20 protein-coding genes are annotated in these 15519 nt (G+C 51.7%); all 20 read left to right on the top strand.

The window, feature by feature from the left end; all coding sequences use genetic code 11:
• The first annotated feature begins 12 nt into the window (after positions 1-12).
• The 20 genes from MC50_RS22280 to MC50_RS22185 all read left to right on the top strand — a co-directional run bounded on the left by MC50_RS22280 (position 13) and on the right by MC50_RS22185 (position 15516).
• Positions 13-798 (top strand): hypothetical protein, encoded by a 786-nt coding sequence (locus tag MC50_RS22280; RefSeq protein ID WP_072025010.1) that lies wholly within the window; start codon positions 13-15, stop codon positions 796-798.
• 636 nt (positions 799-1434) lie between these two features.
• A complete protein-coding gene (locus MC50_RS28715) occupies positions 1435-1602 on the top strand; it encodes a hypothetical protein (protein ID WP_190306312.1) in 168 nt (55 codons plus the stop codon).
• 145 nt (positions 1603-1747) lie between these two features.
• Positions 1748-2053 carry a Ref family recombination enhancement nuclease gene (locus tag MC50_RS22270; RefSeq protein WP_047664969.1) on the top strand — a complete coding sequence of 102 codons (306 nt, stop codon included), beginning with the start codon at positions 1748-1750 and terminating at the stop codon, positions 2051-2053.
• Positions 2050-2694 carry a phage N-6-adenine-methyltransferase gene (locus MC50_RS22265; RefSeq protein ID WP_080748457.1) on the top strand — a complete coding sequence of 215 codons (645 nt, stop codon included), beginning with the start codon at positions 2050-2052 and terminating at the stop codon, positions 2692-2694. The genes MC50_RS22270 and MC50_RS22265 overlap by 4 nt, the downstream gene beginning before the upstream one ends.
• Entirely contained in the window at positions 2691-3281 is a 591-nt protein-coding gene (locus tag MC50_RS22260; RefSeq protein WP_047664968.1) for a hypothetical protein, read from the top strand. The genes MC50_RS22265 and MC50_RS22260 overlap by 4 nt, the downstream gene beginning before the upstream one ends.
• A 732-nt stretch (positions 3282-4013) precedes the next feature.
• A complete protein-coding gene (locus MC50_RS22255) occupies positions 4014-4262 on the top strand; it encodes a phage holin (RefSeq protein ID WP_004151282.1) in 249 nt (82 codons plus the stop codon).
• Positions 4263-4264: 2 nt separating this feature from the next.
• A complete protein-coding gene (locus MC50_RS22250) occupies positions 4265-4804 on the top strand; it encodes a lysozyme (protein ID WP_046852424.1) in 540 nt (179 codons plus the stop codon).
• On the top strand, positions 4801-5151 hold the full coding sequence (locus tag MC50_RS22245) for a hypothetical protein (protein WP_020804394.1): 351 nt from the start codon (positions 4801-4803) through the stop codon (positions 5149-5151). The genes MC50_RS22250 and MC50_RS22245 overlap by 4 nt, the downstream gene beginning before the upstream one ends.
• Before the next feature lie 725 nt (positions 5152-5876).
• Positions 5877-6365, top strand: coding sequence for a hypothetical protein (locus MC50_RS28710; protein ID WP_004218030.1), 489 nt, complete (start codon positions 5877-5879; stop codon positions 6363-6365).
• Positions 6316-7716 (top strand): PBSX family phage terminase large subunit, encoded by a 1401-nt coding sequence (locus tag MC50_RS22235; protein WP_047664966.1) that lies wholly within the window; start codon positions 6316-6318, stop codon positions 7714-7716. Before MC50_RS28710 ends, MC50_RS22235 begins: the two co-directional genes overlap by 50 nt.
• A gap of 236 nt (positions 7717-7952) precedes the next feature.
• Positions 7953-9404, top strand: a complete 1452-nt coding sequence (locus MC50_RS22230) for a DUF1073 domain-containing protein (protein ID WP_044347000.1) — start codon at positions 7953-7955, stop codon at positions 9402-9404.
• Between the two features lie 55 nt (positions 9405-9459).
• The gene (locus MC50_RS22225; RefSeq protein WP_047665615.1) at positions 9460-10008 is read left to right on the top strand and encodes a phage head morphogenesis protein; all 549 of its coding nucleotides are present in this window, start codon (positions 9460-9462) and stop codon (positions 10006-10008) included.
• Positions 10009-10752: 744 nt separating this feature from the next.
• Positions 10753-11946 (top strand): DUF2213 domain-containing protein, encoded by a 1194-nt coding sequence (locus MC50_RS22220; RefSeq protein ID WP_047665612.1) that lies wholly within the window; start codon positions 10753-10755, stop codon positions 11944-11946.
• A gap of 11 nt (positions 11947-11957) precedes the next feature.
• The gene (locus MC50_RS22215) at positions 11958-12452 is read left to right on the top strand and encodes a structural cement protein Gp24 (protein ID WP_047664965.1); all 495 of its coding nucleotides are present in this window, start codon (positions 11958-11960) and stop codon (positions 12450-12452) included.
• A gap of 11 nt (positions 12453-12463) precedes the next feature.
• A complete protein-coding gene (locus tag MC50_RS22210) occupies positions 12464-13405 on the top strand; it encodes a DUF2184 domain-containing protein (RefSeq protein ID WP_047664964.1) in 942 nt (313 codons plus the stop codon).
• Between the two features lie 44 nt (positions 13406-13449).
• Complete coding sequence (locus MC50_RS22205) at positions 13450-13710, top strand: STY1053 family phage-associated protein (RefSeq protein ID WP_047664963.1); 261 nt, start codon at positions 13450-13452, stop codon at positions 13708-13710.
• Positions 13679-14095 carry a DUF4054 domain-containing protein gene (locus MC50_RS22200; protein ID WP_047664962.1) on the top strand — a complete coding sequence of 139 codons (417 nt, stop codon included), beginning with the start codon at positions 13679-13681 and terminating at the stop codon, positions 14093-14095. The genes MC50_RS22205 and MC50_RS22200 overlap by 32 nt, the downstream gene beginning before the upstream one ends.
• Positions 14095-14595, top strand: a complete 501-nt coding sequence (locus MC50_RS22195; protein WP_047664961.1) for a hypothetical protein — start codon at positions 14095-14097, stop codon at positions 14593-14595. The genes MC50_RS22200 and MC50_RS22195 overlap by 1 nt, the downstream gene beginning before the upstream one ends.
• Entirely contained in the window at positions 14595-14981 is a 387-nt protein-coding gene (locus MC50_RS22190; protein WP_047664960.1) for a hypothetical protein, read from the top strand. Before MC50_RS22195 ends, MC50_RS22190 begins: the two co-directional genes overlap by 1 nt.
• Positions 14974-15516, top strand: a complete 543-nt coding sequence (locus MC50_RS22185; RefSeq protein WP_406628448.1) for a phage neck terminator protein — start codon at positions 14974-14976, stop codon at positions 15514-15516. The genes MC50_RS22190 and MC50_RS22185 overlap by 8 nt, the downstream gene beginning before the upstream one ends.
• Positions 15517-15519 lie beyond the last annotated feature (3 nt).

Raw genomic sequence — 15519 nt, 5'->3', positions numbered from 1 at the left:
AGGTGCACTGGAATGGCAAATACTAATGATCATGGGTTGTCGAGAACAATTCCTGAAGGTGTCAAAAGAGAAATCAGGCAGAGATGCGGTTTCGGTTGCGTAATATGTGGCGTAGGTTTTTATGATTATGAGCATTTTGCTCCTGATTTTGTCGATGCTAAAGAGCATAACCCTGATGGCATGACTTTATTATGCCCTAGGTGCAATCAAAGTCGCGCACGGGGAAGGTTGTCTCGAGAGACTGTAGCCCAAGCTAACCAAAATCCCGTTTGTATTCGGAATGGGCACGCTAATGAAATGTTTGACTTTCATAGCGATCCGATTGAAGTCGTATTTGCGGGGGTTACTTTCTATGATTGTGCTCATTTGATTATGGTTAATGGACGCTCTTTGCTATCTGTTCGTCCACCTCAAGAAGTTAGTTCACCAATGCTGCTTTCAGGGGTGTTTTGTGACTCCGTTGGAAGAGATGCCCTTGTTATTAAAGATAATGAATGGTCTGTCAGTACCGGAAATTGGGATGTTGAGTGTATTGGTCCTAAGATAACAATACGTAGTGGGCCAGGTAACATAGTCCTTGTTTTAAAATTAAATCCTCCGCATGGTATTATTGTGGAGCGCCTTGACATGTTGTTTGAGGGGGTTAGATTCAGAGGGAATGATCAAACTCTTGAAATATGCATGGATGGTATTCATTGGCAGAAATGGTTCGGTTGTAGTATGAGTCATTGTCAAGTAGGTATTTTTATCGAAACCCGCCCCAAAGCCGCCAATGATCCTTGTTGGGATGCTGCCTAAATCTGACTCGCATAGTGGCGATCAGAGATGCCAATAGTGGCGGCAGGTGGTTGTTCGACCTTTAGCGTGATAAAGAAATTGGTGTGTACGTAGGAGCTGCGCGTGATGGAGTTCGGGAGTGGTCCGGGCTGGACTACCTGGCTAACTTCTGTGGGAGCTGTGGAATCAGTCTGTGGGAGATTCACTGCAAGGTCGAACCCAAGTTACTTCTGTGATTATTAGTCCATCACCTTAAGCCCGCTTTTGCGGGTTTTCTTTTTCTGGCTTGGAAAATAGGGGGTTGCACGCTACACAAAATGTGCATTCTTTGCTGCGGTAGTTTTTTCTGCTATCTCATTTAATCTGCAATTAATTAAATTCTGAAATTTGCTTGGCTCTTCTATTTTAGTTAAATAGGGGGTTGCGCCAGAGAAAAAATATGAATGACTTTTTTATATTCTATGTATTTTTGTAATGCATTGAATTTGTTGTTATTTGTGTTTTAATTATCATTCTCTTTTGCCCGTGAAAATAGGGTCTTGATGGACGATCTAAATATGTCATTGTATTCCAGGACGTCGCGAGTTCATTTTTATCCATCCCTGTACAGGAAAAGCAAAACCTACGATTTATGGAATACTCATAAGGTGCTGACTAATGAATCAGAAAAAAATGAATGAAGCAATTTGCATCCTGGGCAGCTATGTCGTCGATCATCTTCCTGGTGGCGTTTATGTCGTTACCCCAATTGAAAAGGGTAAAATTGTAACTACTGAGGAATCTCACGAGGAGTGTAAAGTATTCTTCCGGAAGAAGAAAAAGTGATTTATACTAATCATCTCGGCTGAACACCGAACCTATCGCGCCATCACCGGAGTAAAGTGATGACGCAAAAACGCAGTAACGCCATTCAACGCCGTGCCTTTGTGCGCGGTGTTTCTGTTTGTCTGTCGCGCTTAGGCGGTGCGATATGAGCAAATCAAAAAACAAAGCTGAAAAGCTCCATCTTAGTCGTGTGGCCGCGCTCGGTTGCATAGTTTGCCATAACCTAAATTACGGTGAATCACCGGCAGAAATCCATCACTGCAGTTCTGGAACAGGCCTGTCTGTTCGTGCTGATAACTTCCATGTAATTCCTCTATGCCACGCCCATCATCGTACAGGTGGTTACGGCGTTGCCATTCACGCTGGCCGTAAGTCATGGGAAGAGAAATTCGGTACCGAGGCTGAATTGCTTAATCAGGTTCTTATGGAGTTAGGGGGAACCAGTGCATGACTAACCCTTACTGCGAATCCCTTGCTGCTCAGCGCGTAGCGGCATCTCATAAATTAAAAGAGGTTGGCGACCAATGGCGTACCCCGGATCCGCTGTTCTGGGGCATTAATGCGATGTTTGGCCCGTTGGTTTTGGACCTGTTCGCCGACGACAGCAACGCAAAATGCCCAGCCTGGTATACCGCTGAAGACAATGCGCTGGTGCAAGACTGGTCTGGCCGCTTGGATGAACTTGGCGGCGCGGCCTTCGGAAACCCTCCATATAGCCGCTCTCAATATCACGAAAAGCAAGCCATCACTGGCATGACTCACATCATGAATTACGCGGTTGCACAACGTGAGAAGGGCGGGCGCTATGTCTTCCTGGTTAAGTCAGCAACGAGTGAAACATGGTGGCCGGAAGGTGCGGATCATGTCTGCTTTATCCGTGGGCGAATTGGTTTCGATCTGCCTGTCTGGTTTAAGCCTGCGGATGAAAAACAAAAGGCGACTAGTGCATTTTTCGCAGGTGCTATTGCTGTATTTGATAAGACCTGGCGAGGAGAGCGTTTTAGTTACATCAATCGAACAGACATCGAAGCAAAGGGCCGCGCATTTCTGACACTGGCGCTGTTTGCTACTGGCAAAGGAGAAAACGCATGACCCCACAACAGCGTCGTAAACACAATGGTGCCCTGTCAGAGGTGGCTGCCGCCGTCCATAAACGATACCTGGGGCGACCTGAATTGTTGACTGGCATTCAGTCCGCCTGGATTAAATCTCTGCTTACCATCTGGGGGGAAAGTGTCTGCGGTGGAATGGCCCCCAGGAGTCCTACCAGCCATTCCTGCTGGAGGATGCAGAAGGGAATGCGCTGGTCAGATAAAGCGCTGGAGCGTTTTACTGTCGCCATTGAGCAGGCAAGAGGAGAGGGTTTTAGCGGGCAACAGGCATTAAACAGGGCACACGCAATTCTATGGCCGAAGGCTACCAGCAGTGTGATAGATACCGCTATTCGTGATGATGATGTCGATTTTGTAGAGCAATGCGTGCTCAAGGCATTTGATTCAAGCGATCCTGTCTACGTTGTTGGCGTGAGCTACTACACCACCCGAAAGAAAATATCCGATATCACCAGAGAGCTGCAGCGGTTAGCCCCCTGGCTCACGTCAGAACAGGCACGGGAGCGCGTTAAATGGTGTCTTCAGATATTCAGGTCAAAGGTCTTTCTATCCGCAAAAACTATCTAACCGTGATCATTTTGGAAAAATAACTTGAATTTTACCCAGGAAGTTAGATAATTCATTCATGCTTGGCAGAGCTGCGCCACTCGGCAGCGGTAAAAAGCGACAATTTGAACATAACGAGAACCCCGCCATTGCGGGGTTTTTGCTTTCCGGCGATACGACAGGGGTATTCGCGAGATGCATTGCATCAGTACCCCTGTCACATCGTCGTAGAGCATTGAAACGAGTTTCATCAGATGTTAAATTTTTGGTGTGGTGAATCCCCCTATGCGGAGGGGCATTGCCAGTCTGATATGTTTTTTTGCGCATTGCGAGTCGTCTGTGGACTGGCGGCGACTTACCGGGAGGCACCCGGCACCACACTCCATGTTTTTCTTGTTTTACGTACTATACTTTTTGTGTGGTTGCATCGTTTCGCTAAATCCTGAAATAACGTGCATAAGACGTTGTGGCAGAGCTGGCGGTGTAACCTCCACTGAACAAACTACCATTTTGCCCACTTCGACGAGTGGGCTTTTTTTTGCTCAGACATATAAAGGCCGCGCATTTGTTCGGCCTTTTCTATTTGTGCCGCCAGAACGTCACTCACTCTGTGTGTTGTCGTAAATCCATCTGGTGGCCATTCCCTATACAGGGCTCACCGGCGACGGCTCATAACCCACCCGTCGGGCGCTTGCGCAGAGCTCGCCCACTTCTTTCACGCACAGCACCCGCTAACAACGCGAGGTGGAGACTATGAAAATGCCTGACAAAATCTTTTCTGCGGCCTCGTACTGCACGTCAGGTGGACTGATATGCACAGGGCTGGCAAGGACCTATGACTGGTTTCATGGTCTTGACTGGAATTTTATTGCCTTGGCCAGTGGCGTGATAATTGGTGTAGCGACTTACCTGACCAATCTCTACTTTAAGCGCCGCTGGACGAAAATGTATCAGCAGTCCCTTGATCGTGGTTATGGTGGCCCGCCACCGCAGGATGAATAGCGATGGCTAACCTGAAAACAAAACTCAGCGCGGCCATGCTGGCCCTGATTGCGGCGGGCGCATCAGCGCCAACGCTGATGGATCAGTTCCTGAATGAGAAAGAGGGTAACAGCCTGACGGCTTACCGTGATGGTTCTGGCGTCTGGACGATATGCCGGGGAGCAACCCGGGTTGATGGCAAGCCTGTAACGCAGGGCATGAAGTTAACGCAGGCCAAGTGCGATCAGGTTAACGCCATTGAGCGCGACAAGGCGCTGGCTTGGGTAGACCGGAATATCAAGGTTCCTCTGACGGCACCGCAAAAGGTCGGTATCGCGTCATTCTGTCCGTACAACATTGGACCTCCCAAGTGCTTCCCATCAACGTTCTACAAACGAATTAATGCCGGTGACCGAAAAGGTGCGTGCGAAGCGATCCGTTGGTGGATTAAAGACGGTGGCCGCGACTGCCGGCTGACCAAAGGCCAAAAGAACGGCTGCTACGGCCAGGTCGAAAGGCGAGACCAGGAGAGCGCACTGGCATGTTGGGGGATAGATGAATGAGCCGATTAACCGCAATCATCAGCGCTGTAGTCATCCTGCTGCTTTCCTGCTTTTTCTCGTGGCGTTCAGGCTGGAATTCTCACGCTGACCATATCAACGCCCTCGCGGCGAAGAGGAAAGAGAAAGCCGAAAAGACTATCCAGCCGGTAGAGCAAAAGGCCGCTGCTGCTACAGAAGAGGGCAAGGTCATTTACCGAACCATAACCCGCGACGTGGTGAAATATGTCCAGTCTCCGAATCGTACTGTGTGCCGGTTTGACGATGATGCTGTGCAGTTGCGCCAGCGAGCTATCGACGCTGCCAACGCCATCCCCGGATTTGATGACGGCGCCGTGCAAAGCAAGTGACGCAGGGAAAGATAGCGACGAAGACCTGCAGTCAGACGTCGAAACCGCTCAATGCCTGCGCCAACTGCGGTTAGATAAATACCGTTGGCAGGCCTACTACCGTGCAGTGAGTCAGTAGCGGGGCTACATTGCCGTTCCTGCATGGCGAGGTCGGCGTGATAAAAAACCCCGAAGAGGATATCCAAAAGTAAACGGGGCGCTGAATGAACAGCTAATGACTAAACAATACATCGTGTATCTAAATATGTTTAATCATTTCGTAACCCGGACCATATTGCGGAGGAGTACACCTGTGTTTTGGCGTAGGACTGCTATCGGCGCTGGGGAAGTGCAACCGGGATAAGGCTGATATCAGACAGGCGGAAACAAAACGTCAGTAGGGCATTACAGAGCCACTTCAAGAGGTGGCTCGATAATGTCAAGGCGAGGACAAAATTATGGCAAAACCGGACTGGGAGGCCATCGAATCGGCATACCGGGCCGGAGTCCTTAGTCTCCGTGATATAGGCGATAAATACGGCGTTACTGAAGGGGCTATCAGGAAGAGGGCTAAAAAGTTTGACTGGGTACGCAATAGCGGTACGCAGGTACGCAAAAATGGTACGCAAAATGGTACGCAAAAGAGTAATGCGCGTACCAGCGAAAAGCCTGCCAGCGCTGGCCGTACGCAAAAAAGTACGCAACCAAAAGCCGAACCTCCACCAGATACGAAACCGATACGCGGGGTGCGTACCGATCCTCCGACCAACCCATTCCAACCCGGCAACCAGCAGGCGTTAAAGCATGGAGGTTACGCCCGCCGCCTTCTGCTTAAAGATGAGGTCATTGAAGACGCGAAAGCGTTGACACTCGAAGACGAATTATTTCGCCTTCGGGCTAACAACCTTGTCGCCGCAGAGAATATTGGCCGGTGGTTGACCAAGCTGGATGATGCTGAAGGGGACCAGGAAAGAAAGGTGTTGATGGAAAATATCAGTGCCGCCGAGAAGGCGATGATGCGCAATACCGTTCGTATTGAGTCCATCGTCGGCACGCTTGCGACGGTAGGCAAAATATTTGCTGATACGGACTATCGCAAGGCTGCTACTGATAAGGTGTCGCTGGAGGCCGATCGTCTTCGCCGTGATGCAGGTATTGATGATGGCAACGGAGAGCGTGACCTCAATGACTTCTACTCTGACATCCAAACCGACGCTGAATCCGGTCCTGCGTAGCTTCTGGACGACGCAGGCGCGTAACAAAGTGCTTTATGGTGGCCGGTCATCGTCAAAATCGTGGGATGCCGCTGGCATAGCCATATTTCTGTCGAATAAATACAGCCTGCGCTTTTGTTGTGCACGTCAGATCCAGAACAAAATTGAAGAGTCGGTGTATACCCTGCTCAAAATTCAGATTGACCGCTTTGGCCTGCGGCATCGTTTCCGCATTCTGAACAACAAAATCATTAACCGGGTGACCGGGTCTGAATTCGTCTTTTATGGGCTCTGGCGCAACATTGAAGAGATTAAGTCTCTGGAAGGTATCAGCGTTCTGTGGCTTGAAGAGGCCCACGCGCTGACGGAATACCAGTGGAAGATACTGGAGCCTACCATCCGTAAAGAGGGCTCAGAGTGCTGGTTTATCTTTAACCCCGGACTGGTGACTGATTTCGTGTGGCGTAACTTTGTGGTCGATCCGCCAGAAGATACGCTGATACGCAAAATCAACTACGATGAAAACCCCTTTTTGTCCGACACTATGCTGAAGGTTATCGAAGCCGCTAAGCGCCGGGATCCGGATGGGTTTAAGCATGTCTACGAAGGCGTGCCAGAGTCGGATGATGATGCGGCCATTATCAAGCTGTCATGGATTGAGGCGGCCGTTGATGCCCATAAAGTCCTTAATTTCGAGCCGAGCGGGCGCAAGCGTATTGGCTTCGACGTTGCTGATAGCGGCGCCGATAAGTGCGCTAACGTCTATCGTCACGGCTCCGTCGTGTACTGGGCGGATGAGTGGAAGGCGAAAGAAGACGAATTGCTGAAGAGCTGCCAGCGTACCTATCAGGCGGCACTGGAGCGTGATGCTGATATCGTCTACGACTCAATCGGCGTTGGGGCATCTGCTGGCGCGAAATTCTCAGAAATTAATGAGGATCGTAAGCGCGAAAACATGAATGCATCCCGCATCAACTATCAGCGTTTCAATGCTGGCGCTGGTGTGAATGAGCCGGACTACGAATATATTGGCATCCCGAACAAGGATTTTTTCGCCAACCTCAAAGCGCAAGCCTGGTGGCTGGTAGCGGATCGCTTCCGTAACACCTTCAACGCGGTAAAGAACGGCGAGCAGTACCCGGTAGATGAGCTGATTAGCATTGACTCATCCTGTCCGCTGCTGGAAAAGCTCAAGCTGGAACTTACCACCCCGCACCGTGATTTTGACAAGAATGGTCGCGTAATGGTGGAGAGCAAGAAAGACCTCGCTAAGCGTGATGTTCCGTCACCGAACGTGGCTGATGCATTCATTATGGCATTCGCCCCGACTGATACGGCAATGGATATCTGGGAAGCCTTGGGAAGAGGTTAAACATCAGGAAATAGCCACCTCACGCCGAAAAATCCCTATTCACTTTTTGACCCTGTTTATGCACGTTTTATTCACGCACTTTCTGCTACTTATCCTGACGAAATAAGCCTTTGGCGGACATTTCATCATGGGAGGGATCCGGCTGGTGCGGGTAACAGTCATTATGTTAAATCGGGCCATTTTTTAACAAATTATCTGATCCGTCACGGGTATCGAAAAACCGGAGCATCATCACCATGGCGAAAAAAACGGGACGAGTCGCCACGGCGGATTCGTACGATAACTTTATGGCCCGCGTCGGCATGCAGCAGCCTAACCAGCACGCTGCATCGACATATCGGGCGAACTATACCAGCCGTAACCGGTTGCTGATTGAGTATGCGTACCGCTCCTCTTGGATTATTGGCGCCGCTGTCGATTCGAAAGCGGACGACATGACCAAAAAGGGCGTTCGCATTACCAGCGAGATTGACCCGAAACGTCGGGGAGTGCTGGAGTCACGCTTTGATGAGCTACAACTGTGGGACTGCATCAACGAGACGTTGAAATGGTCCCGGCTATATGGCGGGGCTGTTGCACTGATCCTTATTGAAGGGCAGGCACCGTTAACGCCTTTGATGTTGGATAAGGTCGGCAAGGGAAGTTTCAAAGGGCTGGCCGTCCTCGACCGCTGGATGATTAATCCGCAACTGACCAGGCGCATAAAAGCGCTTGGGCCCAACCTCGGCAAGCCAGAGTTCTACGATATTGTGACGACGGCGCAGGGGCTGCCTGCCTGGACAGTTCATCACAGTCGCCTGATCCGCATGGATGGCGTGAAACTGCCGTACCAGCAGAAAATCACCGAAAACGAATGGGGTATGTCCATTGTTGAGCGTATTTTCGACCGTCTGACATCCTACGACAGCACCAGTGTTGGCGCAGCCCAGCTCGCGTATAAGGCGCATCTTCGAACAGTTAAGATTAAAAAGTTACGTGAAATTATCGCTTTGGGCGGCAAGCCATTCGAAGCGCTGATCAAAAACATGGAAATGGTCCGCCAGTTCCAGACGAATGAGGGGATGTCCCTCTTTGATTTGGAGGATGAATTTGAAACTCATTCTTATTCTTTCGCGGGCCTCTCTGATCTCCTGGGGGAGTTTAAAGAGGATATCGCTGGTGCTGTTGGTATCCCTCTTGTTCGCTTGTTCCGACAGTCACCAAAGGGGTTTTCAACCGGCGATGCTGATTTGGCGAACTACTACGATGACGTGGGGACGCTGCAGGAGCGAGATTTACGGCCTCACATCCGCTTGCTATTCGATGTACTGCATCGCTCGGAGTTTGGTGAGCCGCTGCCGGACGATTTCACTTTCGAGTTTAATCCGCTGTGGCAGATGAGTGACACCGACCGATCCACGGTGGCGACCAATACCGCCAATGCCCTGGCAACGGCTGTGCGTGATTTGGGCATGTCTCCAGCAGCTGCGCTGACTGACCTACGCGAACTGGCCGATGTAACAGGCATCGGTGCATCAATTACTGACGAGGATATCCAGAATGCGGCGAAACAGTGGGAGGAGACTGAATCTGAAACCCAACCTCCGCCGCCGGTCGGAGCGGCAGTATCAGAAAAGCCTACTGGCGATAGTCGACCAGATAAATCAAATCGTAACGGGTTCATACGATGGTTCACAGGCAAGCGCTGAGAGCATTGCTAAATCTCTGGTTGACTACTCCGGGGTGATCGACGACTGGGCCGAAATGGTCGGACGAAAGATGTTTGCCCAGGTGGAGCAGGAAGAGTGGAATCAGTGGCGGTCTGTCTCGGAAGAAATTTCCGCTGTTCTGCGTGACGTGATTGGTAACACTCCTGTCGGCATGGTCGCACAGGACATCGTGTACCGGCAGATTCGCTACATGAAGTCTCTGCCATTAGAGGCTGCTGGCAGGGTCAGGGAAATCCAGGAGCGTGCGATACAGGCGGTTATCAACGGTGAACGACCTGACCAGCTCTACGATATGATCATGCAGTCCGGCGATGTAGCGGCCAGCAGGGCGCGAATGATAGCGCGCACTGAGATTGGTCGCGCTACTGGCGCACTGACACAGGCGCGGGCTCTGGCAGTCGGATCGGAGGGCTACTGGTGGCGCATTGAGGGTGCTGGCACCCGGCCATCACACCGCAAAATGAAAGATAAGTTCGTGCGCTGGGATAACCCGCCGACTCTCGACGGCATGACCGGACATGCCGGGTGTCTGCCTAACTGCAAATGTTGGTCGGAAGTGCAGATTCCTGACCCGGGAAAATGAAAAAACAGCGGCTATCCCTGTCATTCTGGCTGAAGCCCAATACCCGCGAAATGTTACGAAAATGTTGCGTTCAAAAAAGCTGAATTTCCGGCTGGAAAACTGCTGGTTATGAGGCTCTAACAGGACATTTCAATCCAGTCCATTTTTGGTGGTGCGGGTAAGAACCATTATGTTAAATAGCCCGCTATTTTGAACAATTATCCCTTTACCGAAGGTCGCCTCTGAGCGTCCTTTTTTATTACGCCTCAGGGAGTCCCCATGGTGAGAATCAATTTTATCGATGAGGACAGGTGGATAACTGTCCATCCCAACGGCGGGACGGGAACACCGGTTTTGATCGGCGAGGATGGGGTTGTCAAAGCCGGAATGGGAGGGAAATTCAATGGACAGAGCATCACTCAGACCAAAAAAAACGAAACGCAGCCGGAAAAATCAACGCCAGTTAACGAGTTGACGAAATCGAAACCGGAATTTGAAGGTAAGTACAAAGTTAGCCTGAATGAAAAGCAGAGCGTTGCCTACCGAAGCTGGAAAGCCGAACTGGAAAAATCACCAAAGAGCGACAGCGATGCCAGATTCAATTCAAAGGTTCGACAGCTTTTCAATGAGGCATCTGAAAACAAGGATGCAAGGGATTTGTTACTGCGTTTCCTGAATAACAACCCAAAAGCATTTCTAGATATATCGCGTAGATATCAACACAAAGGCAGTAAAACCGGCGACGCCGATACAGGGCGACACACCATGAAATATTTCTTTAAAACCCGCCTGGGGAATACTCGTTTCCAGCTCGCTGATGGCTCGGTGCTATTCAAAGACGTGCCGATCGGACGCACTGGAGAGCAGGTCTACGGCGCGGAAGAACTACCGGGGATTGAGCCAGATAGTCAGGGGTTGATCGTCGTACGCCGGACTCCAGAAGAGGTATTTAGTGAGCGCACAATAGCCTCTTTTGAGGGGATGGCGGTCACTATCGGTCATCCGAAAGATTTCAACGGCAACATCATTTTCGTGACACCAGAAAACTGGCGCCAACTGGCAAACGGCCATATTCAGAACGTCAGGCGCGGTAGCGGAGATCAGGCAGACCTGCTCCTGGCTGACGTTATCGCAAAAACACCGGAAGCCATCCAGGCGGTGGCAGATGGTGATGACGAGGTTAGCTGCGGATATGACGCAGACTACCGCCAAATCTCGCCGGGTATCGCGGAGCAGTACGCGATTACCGGTAATCATCTGGCTTTCGTCCCTAACGGGCGGGCCGGTTCTCGCTGCGCACTTGGAGATAGCATGCCAAATAAAGCCAAAAACTGGTGGGAGCGCCTTGTGCGCGCTCGTAAAACCAACGACGCCGCCGAAATGGCGAACCTTATTGATAATCCACCGGAGAGCGTTACGGGTGATGATGACGTGAGTTCGACGCTTACGCCAGGTGGGGTGGTGATTAATCTCTCGCCACAAAGCCCGTTACCAAGCCCAGCCCTTCCTGGAACGGGAGATGATGATGAAGAAATTCCCGCCTGGGGCAAAGCGCTGATTGAAGCGGTTGCTAAGCTCACCCCGGTAGCTGCTACCGGCGATGAGGATGAAGAGGAGAAGAAAGAGGAAGAGGGTGCGGTTACCGGCGATGCCGCCTATCGTGCCGATCTGATTCAGCCAGGCATTCAGTTGCCCGCCAAAGCAAAGCCTACCGCATTCAAGCGCTCAGTGCTGGCAACTGCCGATCAGGCGATGGTGCGCTCTATCGTTGGTGATGCCGATATCACCAAACTGAAAAAAGCTACGGTAGATATGGCATTTAACGCTGTATCTGAACTGGCGAAGAATCGCAATACCGCGGCTAAAACTACCGATAGTTTCCGCTCTATCAACTCCAACACCACCAAAACCATCGCGGAGATTAACGCCGCCGCGAAGGAACTCTGGGCTAAACACTAACGGGGCATTCAATGGATAACACGTTTCTTTACCGGATGCCTGCAGGCATCGCCGGTGCAATCTCTCGTCCGCAGGATCTGACGGTTGAACCTCAGACACTGGACAGCACAAAGGCATTCGCCGCGTACGGTCTTGCCGGGAAGTTTTCGGCAGGTAAGTTTGTGCCGATTGAGGCGGCTGATACGGCTTCTGTTGTGGTGGGTATCTATGTTCGTCCTTACCCAACTACAAATCAGCCCGACAAGGTGCGCCAGATCGGAAGTGGCTACAACTTCGCGGGCGACTGCATGAAGCGTGGTTATGTCACGGTCAACCTCGGTGCTGATGCCAGTGCTGTAACGCTTGGCGGGGCTGTTTTTATGCGTGTGGCAACGCCGACGGCATCCAGTCCGCTTGGTGCCTTCCTCGCAGCCGCTGATGGCGAAAACACCGTGCAGATCACTAACGCTTACTTCAATGGCCCTGGCGACACGAACGGCAACATTGAACTGGCCTTTAATATTTAAGGAAATCGCAAATGCCAATGACATTTGACCAGGCAACAGTCGACAGTTCTGGTGCCTTTCTCATCGGAGAACTGGAGCGCCTCGACCAGACGCTGAATCTGCCGCTGACCTCGCAGACGTGGAGTCGCGATATTCGGTTGCGCGAAGACGTGTCTATCGCTGACGAAATCAGTTCTTTCACCAACACCACCTTTGCTGCGGCTGGCACGCCTAATGCCAACGGCAAGAACTGGATCAGCCCGCTGGCAACAGCAATTGCCGGTATCAACGTTGATACCGAGAAGAAAGGCTTCCCGCTCGAATTGTGGGGCATGGAGCTTGGCTGGACTGTTATTGAGCTTAATGCTGCTGCGCAGGTCGGTCGCCCCATCGACACCCAGAAATACGACGGCATGCAGCTTAAGTGGAACATGGACACCGATGAGCAGGTTTATATCGGTGACACGGCAAAAGGCGCAAAAGGGCTGCTTAACCTGTCTCAGGTAACGCCGACCAACGCGATCAAAACGTGGGCTACCTCAACCGCCGACGAAATCCGCGCCAGCATTAACCAGGTGCTGAGCAATGCATGGGCCCGTTCCGCTTACTCCAAAGTGCCGGAAGATTTGCTGATCCCGCCTGAGCAGTATTCGTTCATTGCTAGCACCATCGTTTCCAGCGCCGGTAACCAGTCTCTGCTGACCTACCTGGAAACGAACACTATCGCTTACCACCAGAACGGCAAGCCGCTGAACATTCGTCCGGTTAAATGGATGAAAGGTCGCGGTGTGGGCGGTACTGATCGCATGGTCGCCTACACCAATGATAAGAAGTTTGTTCGCTTCCCGATGGTCCCGCTGCAGAGCGTCCCGATCCAGTATCGCGGCCTGTATCAGCTGGTGACCTATTACGGCAAGCTGGGTGCGGTTGAACCGGTTTACCCGGAAACCCTGAACTACATGGATGGCATTTAATCCAGATACAGCCCCTTCACAGGGGCTTTTTCTAAGGAACTCCGATGAAGAAAATCTATGTACTGACCGCGTTCAACTTTAACGACGGCGACAAAATCACTCCGTTTGCGGCGGGGTTTCATGACGTTGATGATGCCGTTGCAGAGCATTGGTTTGTGAAAGCGCATTGCTCACCTGATGGTGAGGCCCCGGCAGTGGTTGAAGACCCGCGTATTGCTGAGTACGAAGCGCGTATTGCAGAACTCGAAGCGAAGCTGGCGGAGACTACCACTAATGGCAAGAAATCAAAGTCTACCGACGCCTGAGAAGTTCAGGGCAGCATTCACGCAGTTCGCTGACGAAACAAAGTACCCAACCACAATGATCCAGGCGCGGCTTGCCCTCGCTGATGTCCTGCTGAGTGAATCGCGTTTTGGTGAAGATATTTTCCCCTATGTTGTTGGTCTGTATGTCGCGCACTACCTGTACCTGTACGCTGCTGATATGCGTGGCGTTGCTGTTGGTTCGGCTGGTGGTGCAAATAGCGGTGTGCAGACGTCAAAGTCAGTGGATAAGGTTTCGGTAAGCTACGATGCCAGCGCGACGCTGGACCCTAATGCGGGCTTCTGGAATAACTCCCGTTATGGGTCTGAGTTCTGGGAATATCTGATGATTTTCGGTGCGGGAGCAGTTCAATTGGGGACGCCGTAATGAAAAGCGGACTCACGATACGCTCTGACAATTACGCCGATGTTCTCGACGCACTGAATAAGCTATCTGGCACCGATGTGCTGGTGGGCATTCCCGCTGGCCCTCCACGTGAAGATTCCCCACTGAGTAATGCCGAAATTGGTTACCTGCAGTCCACCGGGGCGACCGTAGAGATTGACGGCGAGATCGTCACGCTTCCGCCACGGCCTTTTCTCGATATGGGTATAGAGGATTCTCGGGATAAAACCACCGCACGGCTGAAGCTTGCCACACAGGCTGCGCTTGAGGGGAATTCTGGTGTGGCAGAGCAGCATCTTGAAGCCGCTGGACAGATTGCCCGTGATGCCGCAAAGGCGGTTATCGGTGACGGTGATCGACTAGAGCCTTTATCCGAAAAGACGCTTAAGCGACGTCGTGCTGCTGGTTTGAGAGGTATTAAGCCGCTGTACGCTCATGGCTTCCTGTTGCGTGCGATTCAATACGTCGTAAGGAAAAAATAATGCCTTTACTCGATGTGACAGAGGTTCTTCTGGACCCGGATTTTGTCGATCTGACGCTGGTATGTCACCGACAGGTGCAGACGGTTGACGAAGATAACTTCCCGATCAATACGCCGCAGGATATCCCGTTCTCCGGTGTGGTGACCGTTGACCGCTCTCTGGAAGCTAAACGTATGGCCGCCGGACAGAACATCAACGGCGCAATCCTCATCGTTACTCAGTTCAGGCTTACGCAGGGTCAGCCCGGACTGGATGCTGACACAGTGACCTACCAGGGGCGCGACTATCGCGTGACGTTTGTCGATCAGTATACGGCGTACGGTGCCGGGTTCGTCCAGGCACATTGCGAACTTCTGGAATTCGACGGGGGAACGCCAATTGAGTAACGACAGCACAACGGCGGGATATCTGACGCCCGTCAGTGACTCACCGCCCTACGATGAGGATCTGGAGCGGTTAATCAGCCGCTGGATACGGGGTGTTTCCGGGCTGGATGCCGCGCTGGTTTACCCGCGCTGGACCGACCCACAAAAGCAGATACCCAAAAACGGCACCACCTGGTGCGCATTCGGTATCACCGGTATTCAGGAAGACTTCAACCCAGCTTATGTACAGGGCGAAGAGAACACCGAGCAGTGGTCCCATGAGACCGTGAGCCTGATTCTGTGCTTTTACGGACCACAGGGGCTGTCGACGGCCACACGCTTTCGTGACGGTCTGCTGGTGGCTCAGAACAACGACGGGCTGAACCAGGTAGGGCTCACGTTCCTGCAGCACGGGCGGATCCTCAACCTCCCAGAACTCATCAATAACCAGTGGGTACGCCGGTACGACATCAGCGTTGACCTGCGTCGCAAAATCATCCGCCAGTACGGCATTCAATCGCTGGTCGACGCGCCAGTGCAATTTTTTGGAGATTAAAAC

The sequence above is a fragment of the Klebsiella planticola genome (assembly GCF_000783935.2).
GTDB lineage: Bacteria > Pseudomonadota > Gammaproteobacteria > Enterobacterales > Enterobacteriaceae > Klebsiella > Klebsiella planticola.
This window is presented reverse-complemented; position numbering and strand designations above follow the sequence as displayed.

Coding starts and splice junctions, on each gene's coding strand:
- MC50_RS22215 (WP_047664965.1), top strand. CDS start 11,958: ATGGATAACACGTTTCTTTACCGGATGCCTGCAGGCATCGCCGGTGCA.
- MC50_RS22250 (WP_046852424.1), top strand. CDS start 4,265: ATGGCTAACCTGAAAACAAAACTCAGCGCGGCCATGCTGGCCCTGATT.
- MC50_RS22195 (WP_047664961.1), top strand. CDS start 14,095: ATGAAAAGCGGACTCACGATACGCTCTGACAATTACGCCGATGTTCTC.
- MC50_RS22230 (WP_044347000.1), top strand. CDS start 7,953: ATGGCGAAAAAAACGGGACGAGTCGCCACGGCGGATTCGTACGATAAC.
- MC50_RS22245 (WP_020804394.1), top strand. CDS start 4,801: ATGAGCCGATTAACCGCAATCATCAGCGCTGTAGTCATCCTGCTGCTT.
- MC50_RS22210 (WP_047664964.1), top strand. CDS start 12,464: ATGCCAATGACATTTGACCAGGCAACAGTCGACAGTTCTGGTGCCTTT.
- MC50_RS22265 (WP_080748457.1), top strand. CDS start 2,050: ATGACTAACCCTTACTGCGAATCCCTTGCTGCTCAGCGCGTAGCGGCA.
- MC50_RS22235 (WP_047664966.1), top strand. CDS start 6,316: ATGACTTCTACTCTGACATCCAAACCGACGCTGAATCCGGTCCTGCGT.
- MC50_RS22205 (WP_047664963.1), top strand. CDS start 13,450: ATGAAGAAAATCTATGTACTGACCGCGTTCAACTTTAACGACGGCGAC.
- MC50_RS22270 (WP_047664969.1), top strand. CDS start 1,748: ATGAGCAAATCAAAAAACAAAGCTGAAAAGCTCCATCTTAGTCGTGTG.
- MC50_RS28715 (WP_190306312.1), top strand. CDS start 1,435: ATGAATCAGAAAAAAATGAATGAAGCAATTTGCATCCTGGGCAGCTAT.
- MC50_RS22260 (WP_047664968.1), top strand. CDS start 2,691: ATGACCCCACAACAGCGTCGTAAACACAATGGTGCCCTGTCAGAGGTG.
- MC50_RS22280 (WP_072025010.1), top strand. CDS start 13: ATGGCAAATACTAATGATCATGGGTTGTCGAGAACAATTCCTGAAGGT.
- MC50_RS22190 (WP_047664960.1), top strand. CDS start 14,595: ATGCCTTTACTCGATGTGACAGAGGTTCTTCTGGACCCGGATTTTGTC.
- MC50_RS22255 (WP_004151282.1), top strand. CDS start 4,014: ATGAAAATGCCTGACAAAATCTTTTCTGCGGCCTCGTACTGCACGTCA.
- MC50_RS22200 (WP_047664962.1), top strand. CDS start 13,679: ATGGCAAGAAATCAAAGTCTACCGACGCCTGAGAAGTTCAGGGCAGCA.
- MC50_RS22225 (WP_047665615.1), top strand. CDS start 9,460: ATGGTCGGACGAAAGATGTTTGCCCAGGTGGAGCAGGAAGAGTGGAAT.
- MC50_RS22220 (WP_047665612.1), top strand. CDS start 10,753: ATGAAATATTTCTTTAAAACCCGCCTGGGGAATACTCGTTTCCAGCTC.